Origin of the sequence: Mesorhizobium sp. M5C.F.Cr.IN.023.01.1.1 (assembly GCF_003997585.1) — a bacterium.
Taxonomy (GTDB): domain Bacteria; phylum Pseudomonadota; class Alphaproteobacteria; order Rhizobiales; family Rhizobiaceae; genus Mesorhizobium; species Mesorhizobium wenxiniae.
Map to the genome: position 1 here is coordinate 1 of NZ_RZSU01000138.1, position 14,993 is coordinate 14,993.

At 60.7% G+C, this 14,993-nt stretch carries 13 protein-coding genes; 6 read left to right on the forward strand and 7 right to left on the reverse strand.

What is annotated here, in order from left to right:
* Together EOA78_RS31635 and EOA78_RS31640 are read left to right on the forward strand one after the other, a co-directional pair.
* Positions 1–365: PfkB family carbohydrate kinase (locus tag EOA78_RS31635; RefSeq protein WP_206533539.1), on the forward strand; the 365-nt coding region annotated here is incomplete at its 5' end.
* Positions 366–586: 221 nt separating this feature from the next.
* Positions 587–2,017 carry an NAD-dependent succinate-semialdehyde dehydrogenase gene (locus tag EOA78_RS31640; RefSeq protein ID WP_245477895.1) on the forward strand — a complete coding sequence of 477 codons (1,431 nt, stop codon included), beginning with the start codon at positions 587–589 and terminating at the stop codon, positions 2,015–2,017.
* A gap of 248 nt (positions 2,018–2,265) precedes the next feature.
* Here the strand turns inward: EOA78_RS31640 and EOA78_RS31645 are convergent, their stop codons facing one another.
* Positions 2,266–2,943, reverse strand: coding sequence for a transposase (locus EOA78_RS31645; RefSeq protein ID WP_127319244.1), 678 nt, complete (start codon positions 2,941–2,943; stop codon positions 2,266–2,268).
* Between the two features lie 514 nt (positions 2,944–3,457).
* Positions 3,458–4,639 (reverse strand): Shedu immune nuclease family protein, encoded by a 1,182-nt coding sequence (locus EOA78_RS31650; RefSeq protein ID WP_127319246.1) that lies wholly within the window; start codon positions 4,637–4,639, stop codon positions 3,458–3,460.
* Positions 4,640–4,804: 165 nt separating this feature from the next.
* On the opposite strand from EOA78_RS31650, the gene EOA78_RS31655 reads away from it, so the two are divergent.
* Complete coding sequence (locus EOA78_RS31655; protein WP_127319248.1) at positions 4,805–6,289, forward strand: DUF6035 family protein; 1,485 nt, start codon at positions 4,805–4,807, stop codon at positions 6,287–6,289.
* Here the strand turns inward: EOA78_RS31655 and EOA78_RS31660 are convergent.
* The 5 genes from EOA78_RS31660 to EOA78_RS31680 all read right to left on the reverse strand — a co-directional run bounded on the left by EOA78_RS31660 (position 6,275) and on the right by EOA78_RS31680 (position 9,979).
* Positions 6,275–7,186, reverse strand: a complete 912-nt coding sequence (locus tag EOA78_RS31660) for a restriction endonuclease (protein WP_164784019.1) — start codon at positions 7,184–7,186, stop codon at positions 6,275–6,277. The genes EOA78_RS31655 and EOA78_RS31660 overlap by 15 nt on opposite strands.
* Positions 7,187–7,190: 4 nt before the next feature.
* Positions 7,191–8,051 (reverse strand): ImmA/IrrE family metallo-endopeptidase, encoded by an 861-nt coding sequence (locus EOA78_RS31665; protein WP_245477893.1) that lies wholly within the window; start codon positions 8,049–8,051, stop codon positions 7,191–7,193.
* Positions 8,052–8,296: 245 nt separating this feature from the next.
* Positions 8,297–8,941, reverse strand: a complete 645-nt coding sequence (locus EOA78_RS31670) for a hypothetical protein (protein WP_127319252.1) — start codon at positions 8,939–8,941, stop codon at positions 8,297–8,299.
* A 139-nt stretch (positions 8,942–9,080) separates the two neighbouring features.
* The gene (locus EOA78_RS31675) at positions 9,081–9,542 is read right to left on the reverse strand and encodes an RES family NAD+ phosphorylase (RefSeq protein ID WP_127319254.1); all 462 of its coding nucleotides are present in this window, start codon (positions 9,540–9,542) and stop codon (positions 9,081–9,083) included.
* Positions 9,542–9,979 (reverse strand): antitoxin Xre/MbcA/ParS toxin-binding domain-containing protein, encoded by a 438-nt coding sequence (locus EOA78_RS31680; protein WP_127319256.1) that lies wholly within the window; start codon positions 9,977–9,979, stop codon positions 9,542–9,544. Before EOA78_RS31680 ends, EOA78_RS31675 begins: the two co-directional genes overlap by 1 nt.
* Here EOA78_RS31680 and EOA78_RS31685 point away from each other — a divergent pair.
* The 3 genes from EOA78_RS31685 to EOA78_RS31695 form a co-directional block, all read left to right on the forward strand.
* A complete protein-coding gene (locus EOA78_RS31685; protein ID WP_127319258.1) occupies positions 9,966–10,682 on the forward strand; it encodes a hypothetical protein in 717 nt (238 codons plus the stop codon). The two genes, EOA78_RS31680 and EOA78_RS31685, sit on opposite strands and share 14 nt — an antisense overlap.
* A gap of 132 nt (positions 10,683–10,814) precedes the next feature.
* A complete protein-coding gene (locus EOA78_RS31690) occupies positions 10,815–11,699 on the forward strand; it encodes an aminotransferase (protein ID WP_348628511.1) in 885 nt (294 codons plus the stop codon).
* Positions 11,699–14,993: DEAD/DEAH box helicase (locus tag EOA78_RS31695; protein WP_127319262.1), on the forward strand; the 3,295-nt coding region annotated here is incomplete at its 3' end. The genes EOA78_RS31690 and EOA78_RS31695, both read left to right, overlap by 1 nt.

Sequence of the window (14,993 nt, forward strand, 5' to 3'; positions counted from 1 at the left end):
ATCTCATGCCGCATTGCCGGATTGTCACCCCGAACCTGCCGGAATTGGCCGTGCTGACCGGATCGGCGATCGCAGTCGATGAGGCATCCGCTTGCCGCCAGGGTGAGGAGTTGTCGAGAACTCTATCGACGGCCGTCCTCGTCAAGGGCGGTCATGCGCGCGGCAACGAAGCGGTCGACTGGCTGTTGCAGCCGCAGTGCCCTCCCCTTCGATTTATGGCACCGCGCCTGCCGCGCGAGATGCGGGGGACGGGCTGCATGCTCTCCAGCGCCATTGCCGCCTCGATTGCGCTCGGGATGTCGCTGGAAGAAAGCGTGCGCCGCGCCAAGCGATATGTTTTTGACGTGCTTTCCGGATCGGCATGACAGAGGAAATACGAGGCCATCGGCTTCGTCTGCGACCGTCCCATTTCCGGGTCGAGAAATACTCAACTTGGGTCTAGCCCTGTTCGTCCGAGGCCCTATGGCAACCCCGACAGCAGAGATAAACATCCACACCCCCACCAACAGACACATTTGCCGCGTTGACGAGGATTCCGGTATTGCCGCTCTGCCAGCCTTTGATCCGCCACCTGAAATGCCCCGACCTGTTTGGCGCCATCGACCGCGTGCCGGCGCTTGGCACGCCCGTTGGGGAGCCGATATTCGAGGTCTTCAACCCATCGACCGGCGAATTGCTGGCGGAGCTGCCTGACATGGGTGTCGCGGAAACGCGCGCTGCGATCGACAAGGCCTATGTCGCGCAGCCAAGATGGGCGGCTTTGACGGCCCGCGCGCGCAGCGACATGCTCTGGCGCTGGCATCAGTTGATCGTCGATCACACCGACGACCTTGCCGCGCTTCTCACCGCCGAGATGGGCACACCGCTTCCCGAAGCCAAATCGGAGGTCTCGCATGCGGCCGCATACCTGCAATGGTACGCCGAAGAGGCCAATCGCATTTATGGCGAGACGATTCTCCCGCCCTCGACCGATCGGCGCCTGCTCGTAATCAAGCAGCCGATCGGCGTTGTTGGCACGATCACGCCATGGAACTTTCCGGCATCGATGGTAGCGCGCAAGATTTCGCCCGCATTGGCGGCCGGATGCACGATCGTGCTGAAGCCAGCCGAACAGACGCCGCTGGTGGCGGGCGCGATGTTTGCCCTCGCCCACAAGGCGGGCTTTCCCGAAGGCGTCGTCAACCTGATTTATGCTTCCGAGGGTCATGCGGTCGGGCGTGAACTCTGCTCCAATCCCAAGGTACGCAAGATCAGCTTCACCGGCTCCACCGAGGTCGGGCGGCAGCTCATGCGCCAGTGCTCCGACCAGATCAAGAAGGTCAGCCTCGAGCTCGGAGGCAATGCGCCCTTCATCGTCTTCGACGATGCCGGCATCGATGCGGCCGTTGACGGTGCGATCCAGGCGAAGTTCCGCAATGCCGGCCAGACCTGCGTTTCCGCCAACCGGCTTTATGTCCAGTCGAGCGTTCATGACGAGTTTGTCGACAAATTCGTAGAGAAGGTCGGCCAGCTATCGGTTGGCGACGGCTTCGATCCAGGCGTGGCGATTGGACCGCTGATCGACAGGCATGCTTTGACCAAGATCGAATCCCATATCGCCGATGCCGTCGCGAAGGGCGGCACAGTTCGATGCGGGGGCAATCGCATCGGCAAAGAAGGCACGTTCTTCCACCCGACGGTCCTCACCGACATCTCCGGTGAAATGGCGGTGGCGCAGGAGGAGACGTTCGGGCCATTGGCTCCGATCATTCGCTTCGAAGATGCGGATCAGGTCGTCCTTGAGGCCAACGACACGATCTACGGCCTTGCCGCCTACTTCTATGCCTCCAGCCTGAGCCGTGTCTGGCGTGTGGCCGAGGCCTTGGAGTATGGCATGGTCGGTATCAATACCGGGCGCATGTCCTCGGAGGCGGCGCCGTTTGGCGGGATGAAGCAGTCCGGCATCGGGCGGGAGGGCTCCCGCCACGGTCTCGAGGATTACCTCGAGATGAAATACCTCTGCATGGGCGGGATCTGACAAGAGTCCTTGGCCGCGCAGGGTGCGGATTTGCGACAGCCTACCTTACGATCCGCGATCTGATTGACCTTGCCGCCAATTCGCCGCGTGCGCGTCAGATACGGGCCGGGCTGCGGCCATGGTACATTGCCTGTGCGGTATCGCTGAACGTAACGTTTGCGGCGACGCCAGAGGCAGTTCCCGGACGACGCTTCGGCAAGGACGATATGCCGCCGCTCCGATCGGCGAGCCGGCAGACTTCTGAAGCTTTATTGGATCCCCAGCTTCCTCTTCAGTTCCGCGTTCTCCTTGCGAAGGCGTTCGGCGAGCAGCCTCTTCAGTTGCTTGTTTTCGTCCTCGAGCGCGAGCAGATCCATCAGTTCGTCACTTGGTGCTGCAGGCGCGGCGGCCTTTTTCCAATGATAGTAGGTCTGTTCCGATATGCCGGCCTGCTTTACGGCGCTCTTGAGTGTGGCGCCGCCGCTGATTGACTTCGCGATCTGAGCAAGCTTCTGGGCGCGCTCCTTTTCGGAGTGGACCTTCCGGCCGGTCCGCACGGCTGCTGCTGGTGCTTCCCCCGTCGGCGATTCCGTATCGGCGCCATTTTTCCGAGCCGGCACCCTCGGTTCGGCCTTTGCCTTCCGCGATCGGGGACTTTTCTTCTTCGCATCAGGCGTCACAACTGTGACCGCAGGCTCTGTTGCCGCTTCTTCTGATTCAGGTGCCATGAGATGCTCCGCTCGGGGTTCGTGCACCTGTGCAGCATCCAAGGCTACGACGTTAGAGTCAACAAGATGCCGGTTTGGCTGCTCAATCTCCTTGAGCTCCCTTGTTGTCTCGGCCATAGCTGCTGCCAGATCGACGTCACCCCAAATAGAACGGCCGCTTCTCTGAGAGCTGCGCTTCTGTTTGATCTCCACAGTGAACGGTCGGGCCTGCCGCCTCATGTCTGCTTCCCTGTTAGATGCGAATTGCACGGAACGGTGCTACTGAAGAGGATTAAACGTCCTGACGCTTCCTCGTTTGCGCGGTGCTCTAACGGATGAGAGTGCCTCTTAGCAAGCGACGCTGCTCGCGCGGCAGCGCCACCAAGCACCAACCTTGTTCCTCAAGACCTCAAGAGTGGATGTGAAGGCGTGGCAGCTCACGCCATCGAAACACCGAAATGCACCGCGCCGGCCTTGTGTTGGGATGAAGCCCAGTGCGGTAATGGGTGGCCGGCCGCTATGGGCGCGGGGTCGTTAACGAGCATTGCGATAGCCGTTCAGATTGTCCCACACTGCAAGGTCATGCGGTCATGCGACTTTCGAAGCACAATGGCGAACACCGGGAAATCGGGCTTAGTCCAAGGTCTGGACGGCCTTTCGAGGCGATCTATCCTGCGTCACTTTCGCATCTCGGTGGTGGGATGCCGGATTCGTGGCGGGAGCAGCCGAGCCAGACATCAGCTACCATCTTGGCCTATGACGCACTGCTGTCCTCTCCTTTGCGCTCCGCGTCCACGATGAAGCGCGCTCGTTCATAGAGCTCATCGAATGTGATGATCTCCGGCTGTATCAGATTCCGGCGATACAGCTCGAACGATCGGAATTTTCGCTCGTTGATGGCATGCTCGACCTGAAACTCACCAAGGTTCCCGCAGATCACGAATGATCGCGGCTCGGTTGTGAATAGTGTTTCGCCCGTCGGCTCGCCGGATGCGGTTGTGACCTCTTCACGCGCTTGCCACTGTTCGAGTGCCGCGGACACCGTGCCCTGTACCTGCGCGACGGCGCCCACAAGCTCAGCCGAAGGCTGCCACACACCGGAGCGATAGCTGCTCTTCGAGATCAGCTCGGTGTCATGGCGCTTGATCTCGATAAAACAGGTTGTGCTCACCATTGCGTGGGACTTCAGCAACGCATCGACCCGCTTGCCCGGACCAGTAATGCTGAAGCCCCGAACTGTTTGCTCAAGCCGTCGATCATCTAGCGGACCAAAGTGGATGAGCGAGAGCCCACAACCGAAGATCCACGGGTTCGCCTCGAAAAACTTCTGCCACACATCTTCCGGCCCTTTGGGATGCTTTCGCAGCGCCGCCTCGAAATACGCCGACTCGTTGAGCAGTCTCTCGAAAACTCGCAGTTGCTTGCGTCGATAGCCAAGGGCAACAATGTCCTCACTGGTGATCTCGGTACGCGCGAGGGCCGCGATCAGTTCCTCATTGTCAACGGCCAAGCGTCTCGCCTGCGCCGGACTGAGAAGAAGCTCTTCAAGGTCGCTATCGGCGATGTTTATTTTCCCCTCGTTAGGGAAATGCAGGCGCTTTATGTTGGAGAGGAATTTGAGAAGGCTGGCGATCTCACGTGGTAGGAAAGTGAAATATTCCCGAGCGCGCCCGCTGCCCGTAAATTTCTGAATGGTGACGGTCTGGAAAGACCGATCATCCTCGATGAAGGTCGCCTTGATTTGAAACCTGCCACCGGCCGTGGTTCGAAGCACAACCTCGTCCTTGACGGTTGCGTATTCGTAACTCTCACCGCCGTCGATATACTTGTTCGCTATGCGGAGCCGCTTGCCATTGAACGCGGGGAAGGATGGCCCGACATAGGTCTTGTCGGTCCTGCTTCTCTGAAAGATCTCGTGCTCGTCAGTATCTTCCATCAGCGACTCCGCCCCCCTTGGCCACTTTAGCAAAGTTCGCCCTTTTCCATCAGATGTCATGGGATTGCGGTGTCGTGCCGATTTTTGGCTGTGGTGCAGCCGCCACGTAGGATAGCGCCGGACGTAAGGCGAATCGGATATTCGTTCTGCAGCGAGGTCCCAGCGTTGGAACAGAAACCCGCGCAACACGTAAGAAACCTTTGGGGCAACGTCACTGTCGATCCCTTGTCTTTTGCATCGCCGGCGCACGATCTTGAGATCGAAGAAGTACTCGACTGCGCATCTGGCGAATACCTCGATGTCAGGGAATGGATCAGCAGCTGGCGCTACGAGCAGCTGATCGGTCAACGCGTTGACATCCGAGAGAAGCTGAATGGGTCACCCCGCTTTCGGTGCCCAGTATGTGCCGTTCCTGTCTATTTGGTTTCAAACCAGCACAAGCGGTTTTACTTCAAGCACCAAATAGAGGACGGATCCTGCCCTGCGCAGACTCGTCACCCGCTTTCGCGCGAGGATATCCTTGCGCGAAAATACCATGGGCTGCGCGAGAGCGAGCCGCACCGCCGGATCAAGGCGCTGATTTTAAGGAGCCTGTTAGCCGACCCCCGGTACTCAGGCATTGAGGAGGAGCGCCAGTGGCGATCTGCGCGCGACCCTGCCATGCGTCGGCAGCCGGATGTTCAGGCAGACGGCGCTCAGGGACGTCTTGCTTTCGAAGTCCAGTTGTCGACGACCTTTCTTGATGTCGTCGTGGCGAGGCGCACCTTCTACAGGGACGAACGTGCGCTGTTGGTCTGGGTCATGGGCCGGTTTGATCCGGACTACCGGAGGCTGACGACCGACGACCTCCTGTTCACAAACAACTCCAATATCCTCATCGTCGACGAAGAGACGGCCGCGCATTCCGAACACACCAGGCGATTCCATGTCCGCTGTCACTTTCGGCGACCGGTGCGCGCCGGCGACGCCATCGCTGACCTATGGGAAAGCAGCCTTGTTCTCTTTGACGAGCTGACCTGGGAACAGGACAGACAGCGATGCTGGCATTTCGACTACGAAAGTGAAGCGGCTGCGATCCGCAAGGCGATCGATGCAGAACTGTGTGCGCGCGAGACAGCGGCGGCCGATGCGCTCCGAAGCGATCTCTTTGCCTTCTGGATCGACCGAGAACGGAACGCTGAGCCCAGCGAAGAAGCGCGGCTTACCTGGGCCGAGATCCGCCAATCCTTTGCCGGCCGGGGAATAGACCTGCCCCTATCGCCAGACAGCGAAAGTGGTTTCGTCGCCCTAATGAACGGTCTTACGAGTGCAAGGGAAGGCCGGCCAGTCGGTTGGCACTTCAAGCAACTTGTGGAGGTCGGTCATCGCATCGCCGATGCCTACCCGGAGCATGTCGCCGCATTCGGTCATGCCCTGATCCATTTCCGCAATGGCGATATCGTGGAAGGCCAGGACCGGACCGGCAAGTGGAAAAACCGACGGCAGACGATCCGCAAGTCACTGGAACGTGGGGATCCTGACTTCCTGCCGCACTCCGATTCCCTAAGCCTCATCGGATTCCTGCTGCCGGGGGTCGAGAAGAAACTCGAAAAGCTAATGCTGAAGGCGAGAAATGCACCGTCCAACTGGGGGACGTTAGGCTCGCGTTAGGTTCAGGTCGCGCACCGGCACGAAGGCCCGGTTGGTTTCCGCGGCACGCCGGTCCTTGTGGCGCAATACGTCGGTTAGGTTCGCGCGGCCATCCAGCACTTCATAGAGGTCAAGGCCATCAACACAGATCAGATTGGTCTGGCGACCGCGCGCAAACGCTTCGAGCCCCTCCGCGGTAAAGCCGGAATTGCTCACAAACAGGCCGCGCGACCAGGATGCCTTTCCTCCAACCTTGCCGGAGAATGTCATCAAATCGGCGAAGCCGATCTGCGGTCCGTGCCACTTTGCCTCGACAAGGTAGGTTTGCCCATCCAGGCGAAAACTCCCGTCGATTTGCTCGCCTACGAGCCGGAACGAGCCGCGCGGCGCTAAGTCGAATGCGTCGAAGAGTTCATTCAGGAAGCCCTCGAAACGCAGGCCGCGCTCTTGGGGGTTTAGACGACCAATTTCGATCAGGAGTGAAGCGAGCGCCTTGCTCCGCTCCATGCTGAGGCCGCTTGATTGCGGTTCGCGCCGTGCCTCTGATGTGCCGCTCAGACTCTCAAGGAACGCGCGATCAAGCAGTTCGGGAATCTTGAATGAGACGCCGGGGAGCAGGCTGTTCAAGCGTTCGACCTCACCGCGGGTCAACGGATTGCCCTTGCCACGGCGATAGGTCATCGCTTGCCGTACAATCGATATGATCAGCTTGGTGAAAAGGTGACGGCGTCGCTCCAGAGTAGCGGTCAGGAGTTGAACGATCGCCGGACGCTTGCTGCCGGGAATCCACAAGTCGCCGACGCCAGCCTGCGCGGCTGCCAGCGGAAACGCCGTGCGGTTGTTTCCGCTCCCCGGCAAGAAGTCATAGAGGAGGTCTGCAAGATCTTCGACGGCCTGCGCCTCACGAAAGCCCAGCATTGACTCACTCCCGCGAGGATACGACGGTTAACTCCGGCCGGCGCTTCGGCGTGGAAGGACGGCCAGATCCGTTGAGACCGGTGAGAGCGAGACCGAAGACGAGCTCATTCACGTCCTCGGCATGCACATTCAAGGCGCAAGCGATATCGTGCTTCCCAATTCCGTCTTCCCGCAACGCTGCGAAGACCTTTTGAAGGATTTGCGAGACCTCCCGTGGCCCACCGTCAGGCTCGGTCTTGCGATACCCCCGGGACGCGATCTCAATGTAGAGCTTGCGGTAATGCCAGTCTGTCAGCAACCCGAGCTTGTGCAGGCGATAAGTGATGGCGGCGAGCGAAACGCCCCAGATTTTCTTCAGCCGGATAAGATTGTCGATGGTGGCGAAGCGAGGCGCGTGTGCACGAACGCTAGCTGCCGGCATTAGAAATGCCGACGCGAAGGCGTTGGCGTCCTGCTCCGCCTCCTGGCCATTCGGCGCCGCATGACGGTGCAGCACGAGATGTCCTAGCTCATGCGCTGCGTCAAAACGCCCATGCTCGGCGGACTTCAGAGTGTTGAGGAAGACGAAAGGACGATCCTGTCGCCACATAGAAAACGCATCGACCTCAACGGCATCGATGGCGAGCGAATAGACCCGCACACCCTTCGCTTCCAAAAGGTGGACCATGTTCTTGATCGGCAGCTCGCCGAGGCCCCAAGCTCGCCGCACGGCTTCCGCGGCGCCCTCAGGACTGCCATCTCGACCGAGATCGGGAACATCGGCGCGAGGAAGATCGAAACGCGCTTCGATCCATTCATTGAGGAGCAGTGCGATCGCGCCGCTTCCCAGCGCTGTGTCCCGCTGCGCCGCGGTCATCTTCGACATCGATCGGAAGCTGGCAGTGTCGAATGCCGGCTCCTCTAGATCGTCGCCGAAAAAGAAGGTCTCGGGGAACCGAAGCACAGCCGCGATTCGGGTCAGCTTGTCCGATTCCGGAGCGAATTCCCCGGTCTCATACGCGGAGACCGATCGCAGATCGACGCCCAGTGAGACGGCGAGCTTCGTTTTCGTTAATCCACGCCGGCGCCGCGCCCATGTCAATCGAGACGGGTTAAAAATCTCGATGGTACTCATGCCTTTCGCTTTACGTCGATATCCAGATCGGGTCCCTCCGGCGCAATAAGCTCGACAATCTCTCCATCGAGCGGGATTGAGGACAAGATCATCCGTTCCTTCCAGCGGCTGATCCTGCCATCGGGCGACATCTCGAGAGGCAAGGACAATTCGCAGCGAATCTCGTCATGTCCACGGTGGAGGAGCAAGAACCAGGTCAGCGGTCCATCGTCGTCCGATGACGGAAGCTCGGGCACCGGCAAATCGAGTTCCAACTGGATTTGGTTCACGGAGATCGCATCAGCTGTGCTGACGCCCTTGGGGGCCTTATTGCTCGGGTTCGCATCAGGTCGGCCAGTGCCCGCGTCGCCGGTGGCTACACTGATGGCCATCGCGCCGTCGGGGCTGATCACGAGCGCGTAGTTGCGCTCATCGGACCGCGCCCAACCCAAGGGCATGGTTGTCTCGCGCAATGCCGCAACCGCCTCCATCCAAGCTGCGATGCCGATTCCGAACGGCGGATGGTTCGCCGTGAATCCACTCCAGGCCACATGCCAGCGGCGTGCAGCGTGCAGCAGGTTTTCTTCCGTCAGGCCGAGCTCCTGAAGGCGCCCAGTGACCTGATCAGGCTGCGACAGAATTAGCGGGGAAGGTGTCGTCATCGAATCCTCGAATCGGCCAGGTTCCGCTTTTTCTGCCTCAGACGAGGGAGAAAAACAAGAAGCTCGTCCCGATTTCCACCGCCACTATGACGAAGACCGCAAGTGGGAGGATCAAGTCGTGTCTTGTACGTTGGCCCCTTCAAAATAATCGGGGATCGAGTGAGAAGGGTTCCTGGCCAACGATACGGATCTCGGCCACGGCCGGATGGCCGTGGTTAATCAGCACATTTACGTCCGGTGAATTGGCGACCGGCACAATGGCCGAAGGTACGCGCAACAACAGGGTCGAGCGTCCTTCATGCCATTCGTCTCCCCTCTCCTGACTCCAGGCCTCGTGCTGACGCCAGTCCGACGGCAGATCAGGGAGTCCAATGTCCTTTACCGTTACCGAATCGGGCAGCTCGTACGTCACCATGACGAGCTCCGGCAGGAGCGCCGGGTCTTCGACATGGACGAGCTTCTCGAGAACGCAAAGGGCAGGAGACGTAGCGCAGTACGTGACCGCATGGCCAACGGTGTTCCAGCGTCCGTCAAAATGAAGACCATAGCCGCCGTCGAGTGCCTGAGCATACTGTTTCCCCGACAGACGCCAGAGCAACATCAGGCGGCGGCGCCCCAAGCGATCTTGCCGAGGATGGTCTCGATCACGCGCGCACCGGCCTCGGTTTGGGCTACCACTAGCGGCGTCTCACCGCCGAGTTCGAGGAGCGGCCGACGAAGCCAGCGGTTCGCCTTCTCCTGATCACCGAAGGTCTGCTCAGCCAGAGATTGGACTCGCAAGAGCCGAACGGCGCGATCCGACTCATCCACAGTCAGTGGCTGCTGCTTGTCCGCGCGGTGACGGCGGGTGCGCTGCGGGATCACGAATGTCTCAATTTCCTGCTCGGTCATTCCGGCCTGGCTAAGCCCCCGAAGAGCAGAGAGCGGTAGCCTATTGCGCACGGCCAATGCCAGGTCGGCTTGCGAACGCACCACCCGGCCAAGCACGCTCTGGCCGCCGAGCTTTCGTGCGACTTCCTCGACGATGGCGATCGACATGACAGCCTCCTTGCTGCAGATGGCAACTTGCCGTAAATATAGACGGCAGATTGCCGATTATCAAGGACGGCGGTCGGTCATGGGGGGTACTGAACGTATGCACGGGACGGTCGGCATATTGGCATATGGATCGCTGATCGGCGACCCTGGTGACGAAATCGAGCCGTTCATCACCTCGCGCATTGCCTGTCAAACGCCGTTTCCCGTGGAGTTCGCGCGACAGAGTCGAACAAGAAAAGGGGCGCCAACGCTGGTCCCTAGCGAACTCGGCTGCCCGGTCAAAGCCGAGATACTTGTGGTCGAGCTTGATGCCAAAGAGGCGGCCGACCGCCTTTATCGGAGGGAACTGCATGAAGTTGGATCGACCAAAAGCTATACGCCACCAAAGCAGCCGACGCCTAACAGGATCATCATCGAGAGCCTGACCAATTTCGAAGGCGTCGCCACGGTACTCTATACCCGAATCGGCGCGACCATCCTCCATCCGACAGCGGCGAGCCTTGCCGAGATGGCCGTGGCCAGCGCCAGAGAGCTTAGCAATGGGACTGATGGCATCTCTTACCTCGACGATGCCGTCAAGGCCGGCATCGAAACCCGCCTGACGAAGGACTATATCGCCGAGATCCTGCGCCTGACTGGAGGGAATGATCTTAGGGACGCCATCGAGCGGATACGAGACAGCCGGTATCAGGTGCAGCTGTGATCGTCAGTGGGACACTTGATTTGGGGCAGATCGAGATCATTCCGATCGGGCCGGCGGGGCGAATATCCGATGCTGCATAATTGCCCGCCGCCAATGCCTTTTCTTAATCGCTGGCTCCGAGGGGCCGCGCGGATGAACGGAAACTATGGACATCTGCTGTTCGAACAGGCGGTCGCAAATGACAACACCGTGGTCGAAGAGTTGCGCCCGTATTTCGAGTCCGCTCATCTCGATGCCCGTGAAGTCTTCCATCGTGCCGCCAGGATCGACCTCCACCCAGATGCGGATGGCCCAGGCGCGGATGCACAGTATCCGAACTGCCTCCCAGCGACCGCGAAGAAAGGACTGTTCGGTGAGGTAATGGCCGGTCTGATGACCCAGGCTTATCAGTTCATCGGCGGCCACCAATGGACAATTCCTATCTTCCTGTTCCGGTACCATGCCGAAGTGGAGGCCTACATATTCGATCTGGCTCGCGATCCGGCTCGCGTTCGTGAGGTTTCCGGACGTCATGGGAATGACTTCATTGCGCTTGGGATTGATCCGGTCAGTGGTGAGGTCGTACGGTTCATTGCCGGGGAGGCGAAGTGGCGCGCGGCGCTCACGCCGAGTGCCATGAACGACATGATGCTTGGCAGTTGGACTGGCCCTGCAGGGGCCAGAGTGCGAAGCAACGACGGGGTATGGAACGAGATGAACCGCGGCCTCCCAGCGCCGCAGGGCCTTGAGCAAATGCACCGACTGCTGTGCGAAAAGGCGCGCGAAGAGTATGCAGAAGCGATCGTGTCTCTCGATCGGGCCTTGCTGATCGGGGCAGCACCTCTTCCTCGAACCGATCTGGTCTTCGTCGCCGGCAATCGCGCAGCGCGGAGGGTCGCGGGCCAAGCCTATCTCCCGGTGGCTGCGCCGCCGCCGGAATACACAGCTGGACGGCCACTGCAGGTCGTCGAGCTGGTGCTTGAGGGCGGCGTCGAGCTCATCGAGCAAATCTATCGGTCTCTATGGAATAATCGCTGATGGCTCGGCTCGACGAACAGCGGCGCGAACTGGCGATGAATATTCGCCTTGGCCGGGCCGCCGAAAACGAACTGACGCCGGCGCAGGCGCGACTGTTCGTTCGAAGTCTGCAGAACTCTTGGCACGTGCCACCTATCGGATGGGCCCAGAGCGAGTCACATGAGCAGTTCGACGATGCTCGTCGGCTGTTGCATGCCGCAGGGATCTTCCGGGAGATAGACGGACAAGGCTCAGCGGACGCGCTCGGATGCTACCGACGTGCCGCAGAGTTACTCGAATGGCTGGCACGATCCTCTGACGCGGTCACCCGTGACGTACCCGTCGGGTTGCTTGCTGCCGGCGCCTATCAGTTGGCCGGCCTGCCCGCGATGGCGACAAGTCTACTGCGTCAGGGGGGTTATGGTCAGGGTGTTGCCGAAATCTTCGCCGCGTTTTTGAGCACCGACTTTGACCGTTTGCTCGAGCGTTCTGCCGCATTCTGGAGAGACAACCCCGCGCTTACGGGCCGGGACGGCTCGGGGCCGCTCCTGGCAGCGGAAGACGAGGCCGACATTGAAAGCGACGAACCGGCGGAGGACGGCGTCGACATTGCTCGCATGCCAGACGATCGGGACGAGGGCGCACCCGTGCCTCCTGCTAGCAAGATTGGCTGGTATGTCGTGGTCGAGTTGGTGCGTGCGGTCGGTCTGATCGGCGACAGTCTCCGCAGAGGCAATAATTCCCGGCTCGAGCAGGCGGTGAACAAACTGTCGGGCCTGAGCACGTTGGCGACACGCCTCGCCAGCGACGAACTGTGGATTCTGATCAATCTGATCGAGGCGACCGCAAAGCGGTATTCCGACAACAGCCTTCATGGCCGCGTCTCGCGACTGGCGGCAAACGCACCGGGACAGCAAGCGCGGATGTGGAGGTTCGCGCGGGAGCAGTACGCTCGCGGCCGAGGTGTGTTGTGGACATCGCAGGTTCAGGGCCTCGAGCGCCTCATCACCAGCAGTAGCTTTGCACTCTGCACGCCAACGGGTTCAGGCAAGACTCTGGTCGCCAATCTGGCCCTCGTGAAGGAACTCCTGTTGATTGACGCACAGCCCGGCGCCGCACCACTTGCGCTGTACCTCGTTCCCTCACGCGCGCTGGCGAGCGAGGTGGAGGCGAAGCTGACGGCGGAGTTGGGCAGCGACCTGATTGTGACAGGGCTCTATGGCGGCGCCGACTGGGGGATCACCGACTATTGGCTCACCGCTGACCGTCCAGTGGTGCTGATCGCCACGGTCGAGAAGGCCGAGGCGCTGATGCGCTATGTGGGTCACCTGCTGGTCCAACGGCTGAGACTGCTCATCCTCGACGAGGCACATCAGGTCGTCAGCGAGAATGACGCGAACGCGCAGGAGGCGCTCGCCGCCCATACCAGCCGAGCGATGCGGCTGGAGGCAATGATCTCGCGACTATTCGCGGTCAAGCCGGGAATGGCGCGAATAGCCTTGACCGCGGTCGCAGGCGGCGCGGCGGGTCCCGTTGCTAGATGGATAGAGGGACGGGCGGACGCCCTGCCGGTTGGCTTGGGTTATCGCAGTAGCCGGCAGCTGATCGGTGGTCTGCGGGTAAATCCACGACGCGCGCCCGAAGCCATCCTCGATATCGTGAATGGTCAGCCGCTCTATGTCCGAGGACGAGACGCGCCAGTCTACCTTCCGCTACGCCTCCCGGCCATGCCGCTTCCTGCAGCGGGCATTCGGAACAGCTTGCCGCACTACAACGAATTGTATGTGTTGTGGACGGCGCTGCACCTGCTTGAGGGAAACCGGCGCGTTTTGATTTCAGTCGCTCAATCGCCGGAGCGCTTGATGAAACGCTATGTCGAGGCGTTTGACCTTCCCGGATGGCAGAATGTTCCGCCCTTCGTCCCACCGGCCGACGCCGAGGGGCAGGCGCGCCTTCAGGAAGCCCGTGCAGCTTGCATCGATTATTGTGGCCAGCAGTCGTTCGAACTCCGCCTGCTCGATCGCGGCATCGCGACGAGTCATGGCCAGATGCCACAGCGCCTGCGGCGGCTGATGACCGATCTTATCGATCGCAGGATCTGTCCCGTCACGATCGCCACGGCAACGCTGACGGAAGGCGTAAATCTGCCATTCGACATCATATTCCTGACGAGCCTGGAGCGTCGCAGCTACGACGCCCAAGCTCGTCAGCCAATCGTAGTGCCCATGTCGACTGCTGAGTTCCGCAACTTGGCGGGCCGTGCCGGTCGGCCGGGCGCAGCGGAGTCGATTGAGGGCATGACGCTGGTAGCGGTCCCGGAAGCTGTCTCGACCACAGCGCGCGGCCAGCGCAGGGAGCAATCGCGTCAAATTCGGCGAGCAGAAGCGGACTATAACAACCTCCTCGGCCGACTTCAGGCGGAACAAGCGGCCGGTCCTGTGCACAGCCCGCTTGTCGTGCTCCTACGCTCGATCTGGCAAAAGGCTGCGGCGCAATTCGGACTTCGGACGGAAGAACAGTTTCTCTCCTGGCTGGAAGCGACACTGCCTGAAGGCGCCGGCGCCAACCTCGGCGTTGCATCGCGCGTTCCAGCAGATCAGCTCGGCGACAGCCTTGACGAGCTGGACGGGTTCCTGCTCAGCGCGATCGAAGAACTCGCCCGCGCGGATCGGGAGGTTTTAGATGGGCCGCGAACCGAGGCGCTGTTACAGGACCTGTGGCAACGAACGTTCGCCCGCGTTGCCGCCGCCGAAGAGGCCTGGTTGGAACGAAGCTTCGTAAGGCGCGGGCGGGCATTTGTTGAGCGGCTTTACCCTAACGCGGAGCAGCGGCAACGGCTCTATCAATACGGCTTCACGCCATACATCGGACGGCGCTTCGAACTTGTGGCACCTCAGCTGATCGCCGAGCTGCAAGGCGCAGCCGAGTATGGCGCTTGGCCAACAGAACAAAAATTCGCACTGTTCATCCGTCTCGGAGAGCGCGTCCGGGCGGAGCCCGGAATTGGCTTCCGCGTGCGGGACACCGTCAGCGACCAAGCCTCGCTTGCGAATTGGCGCGGCATCATGGGCTGGTGGATGCAGCTGCCCGGCTCTCAAGCTCCGGATGCCGAGCGGTTACGCTCCTGGCAACGCTTTGTCGCTGACAACATCGAGTTCAAGCTGGGAGTTGCAGTCGGTGCGGCGGTCGCACGTGCCTGGGGCGAGAATGCGGCCGGTCTTGAAACACCCACTCTCGACACATGGCGGGGGACGACGCGCTTGCCGTGGCTAGGTTTTTGGTTCCGCGAACTTCTGCGCTGGGGCACGCTCGATC

Coding starts and splice junctions, on each gene's coding strand:
- EOA78_RS31645 (WP_127319244.1), bottom strand. CDS start 2,943: ATGAGGCGGCAGGCCCGACCGTTCACTGTGGAGATCAAACAGAAGCGC.
- EOA78_RS31650 (WP_127319246.1), bottom strand. CDS start 4,639: ATGGAAGATACTGACGAGCACGAGATCTTTCAGAGAAGCAGGACCGAC.
- EOA78_RS31660 (WP_164784019.1), bottom strand. CDS start 7,186: ATGCTGGGCTTTCGTGAGGCGCAGGCCGTCGAAGATCTTGCAGACCTC.
- EOA78_RS31665 (WP_245477893.1), bottom strand. CDS start 8,051: ATGTCGAAGATGACCGCGGCGCAGCGGGACACAGCGCTGGGAAGCGGC.
- EOA78_RS31670 (WP_127319252.1), bottom strand. CDS start 8,941: ATGACGACACCTTCCCCGCTAATTCTGTCGCAGCCTGATCAGGTCACT.
- EOA78_RS31675 (WP_127319254.1), bottom strand. CDS start 9,542: ATGTTGCTCTGGCGTCTGTCGGGGAAACAGTATGCTCAGGCACTCGAC.
- EOA78_RS31685 (WP_127319258.1), top strand. CDS start 9,966: ATGGCGATCGACATGACAGCCTCCTTGCTGCAGATGGCAACTTGCCGT.
- EOA78_RS31680 (WP_127319256.1), bottom strand. CDS start 9,979: ATGTCGATCGCCATCGTCGAGGAAGTCGCACGAAAGCTCGGCGGCCAG.
- EOA78_RS31690 (WP_348628511.1), top strand. CDS start 10,815: ATGAACGGAAACTATGGACATCTGCTGTTCGAACAGGCGGTCGCAAAT.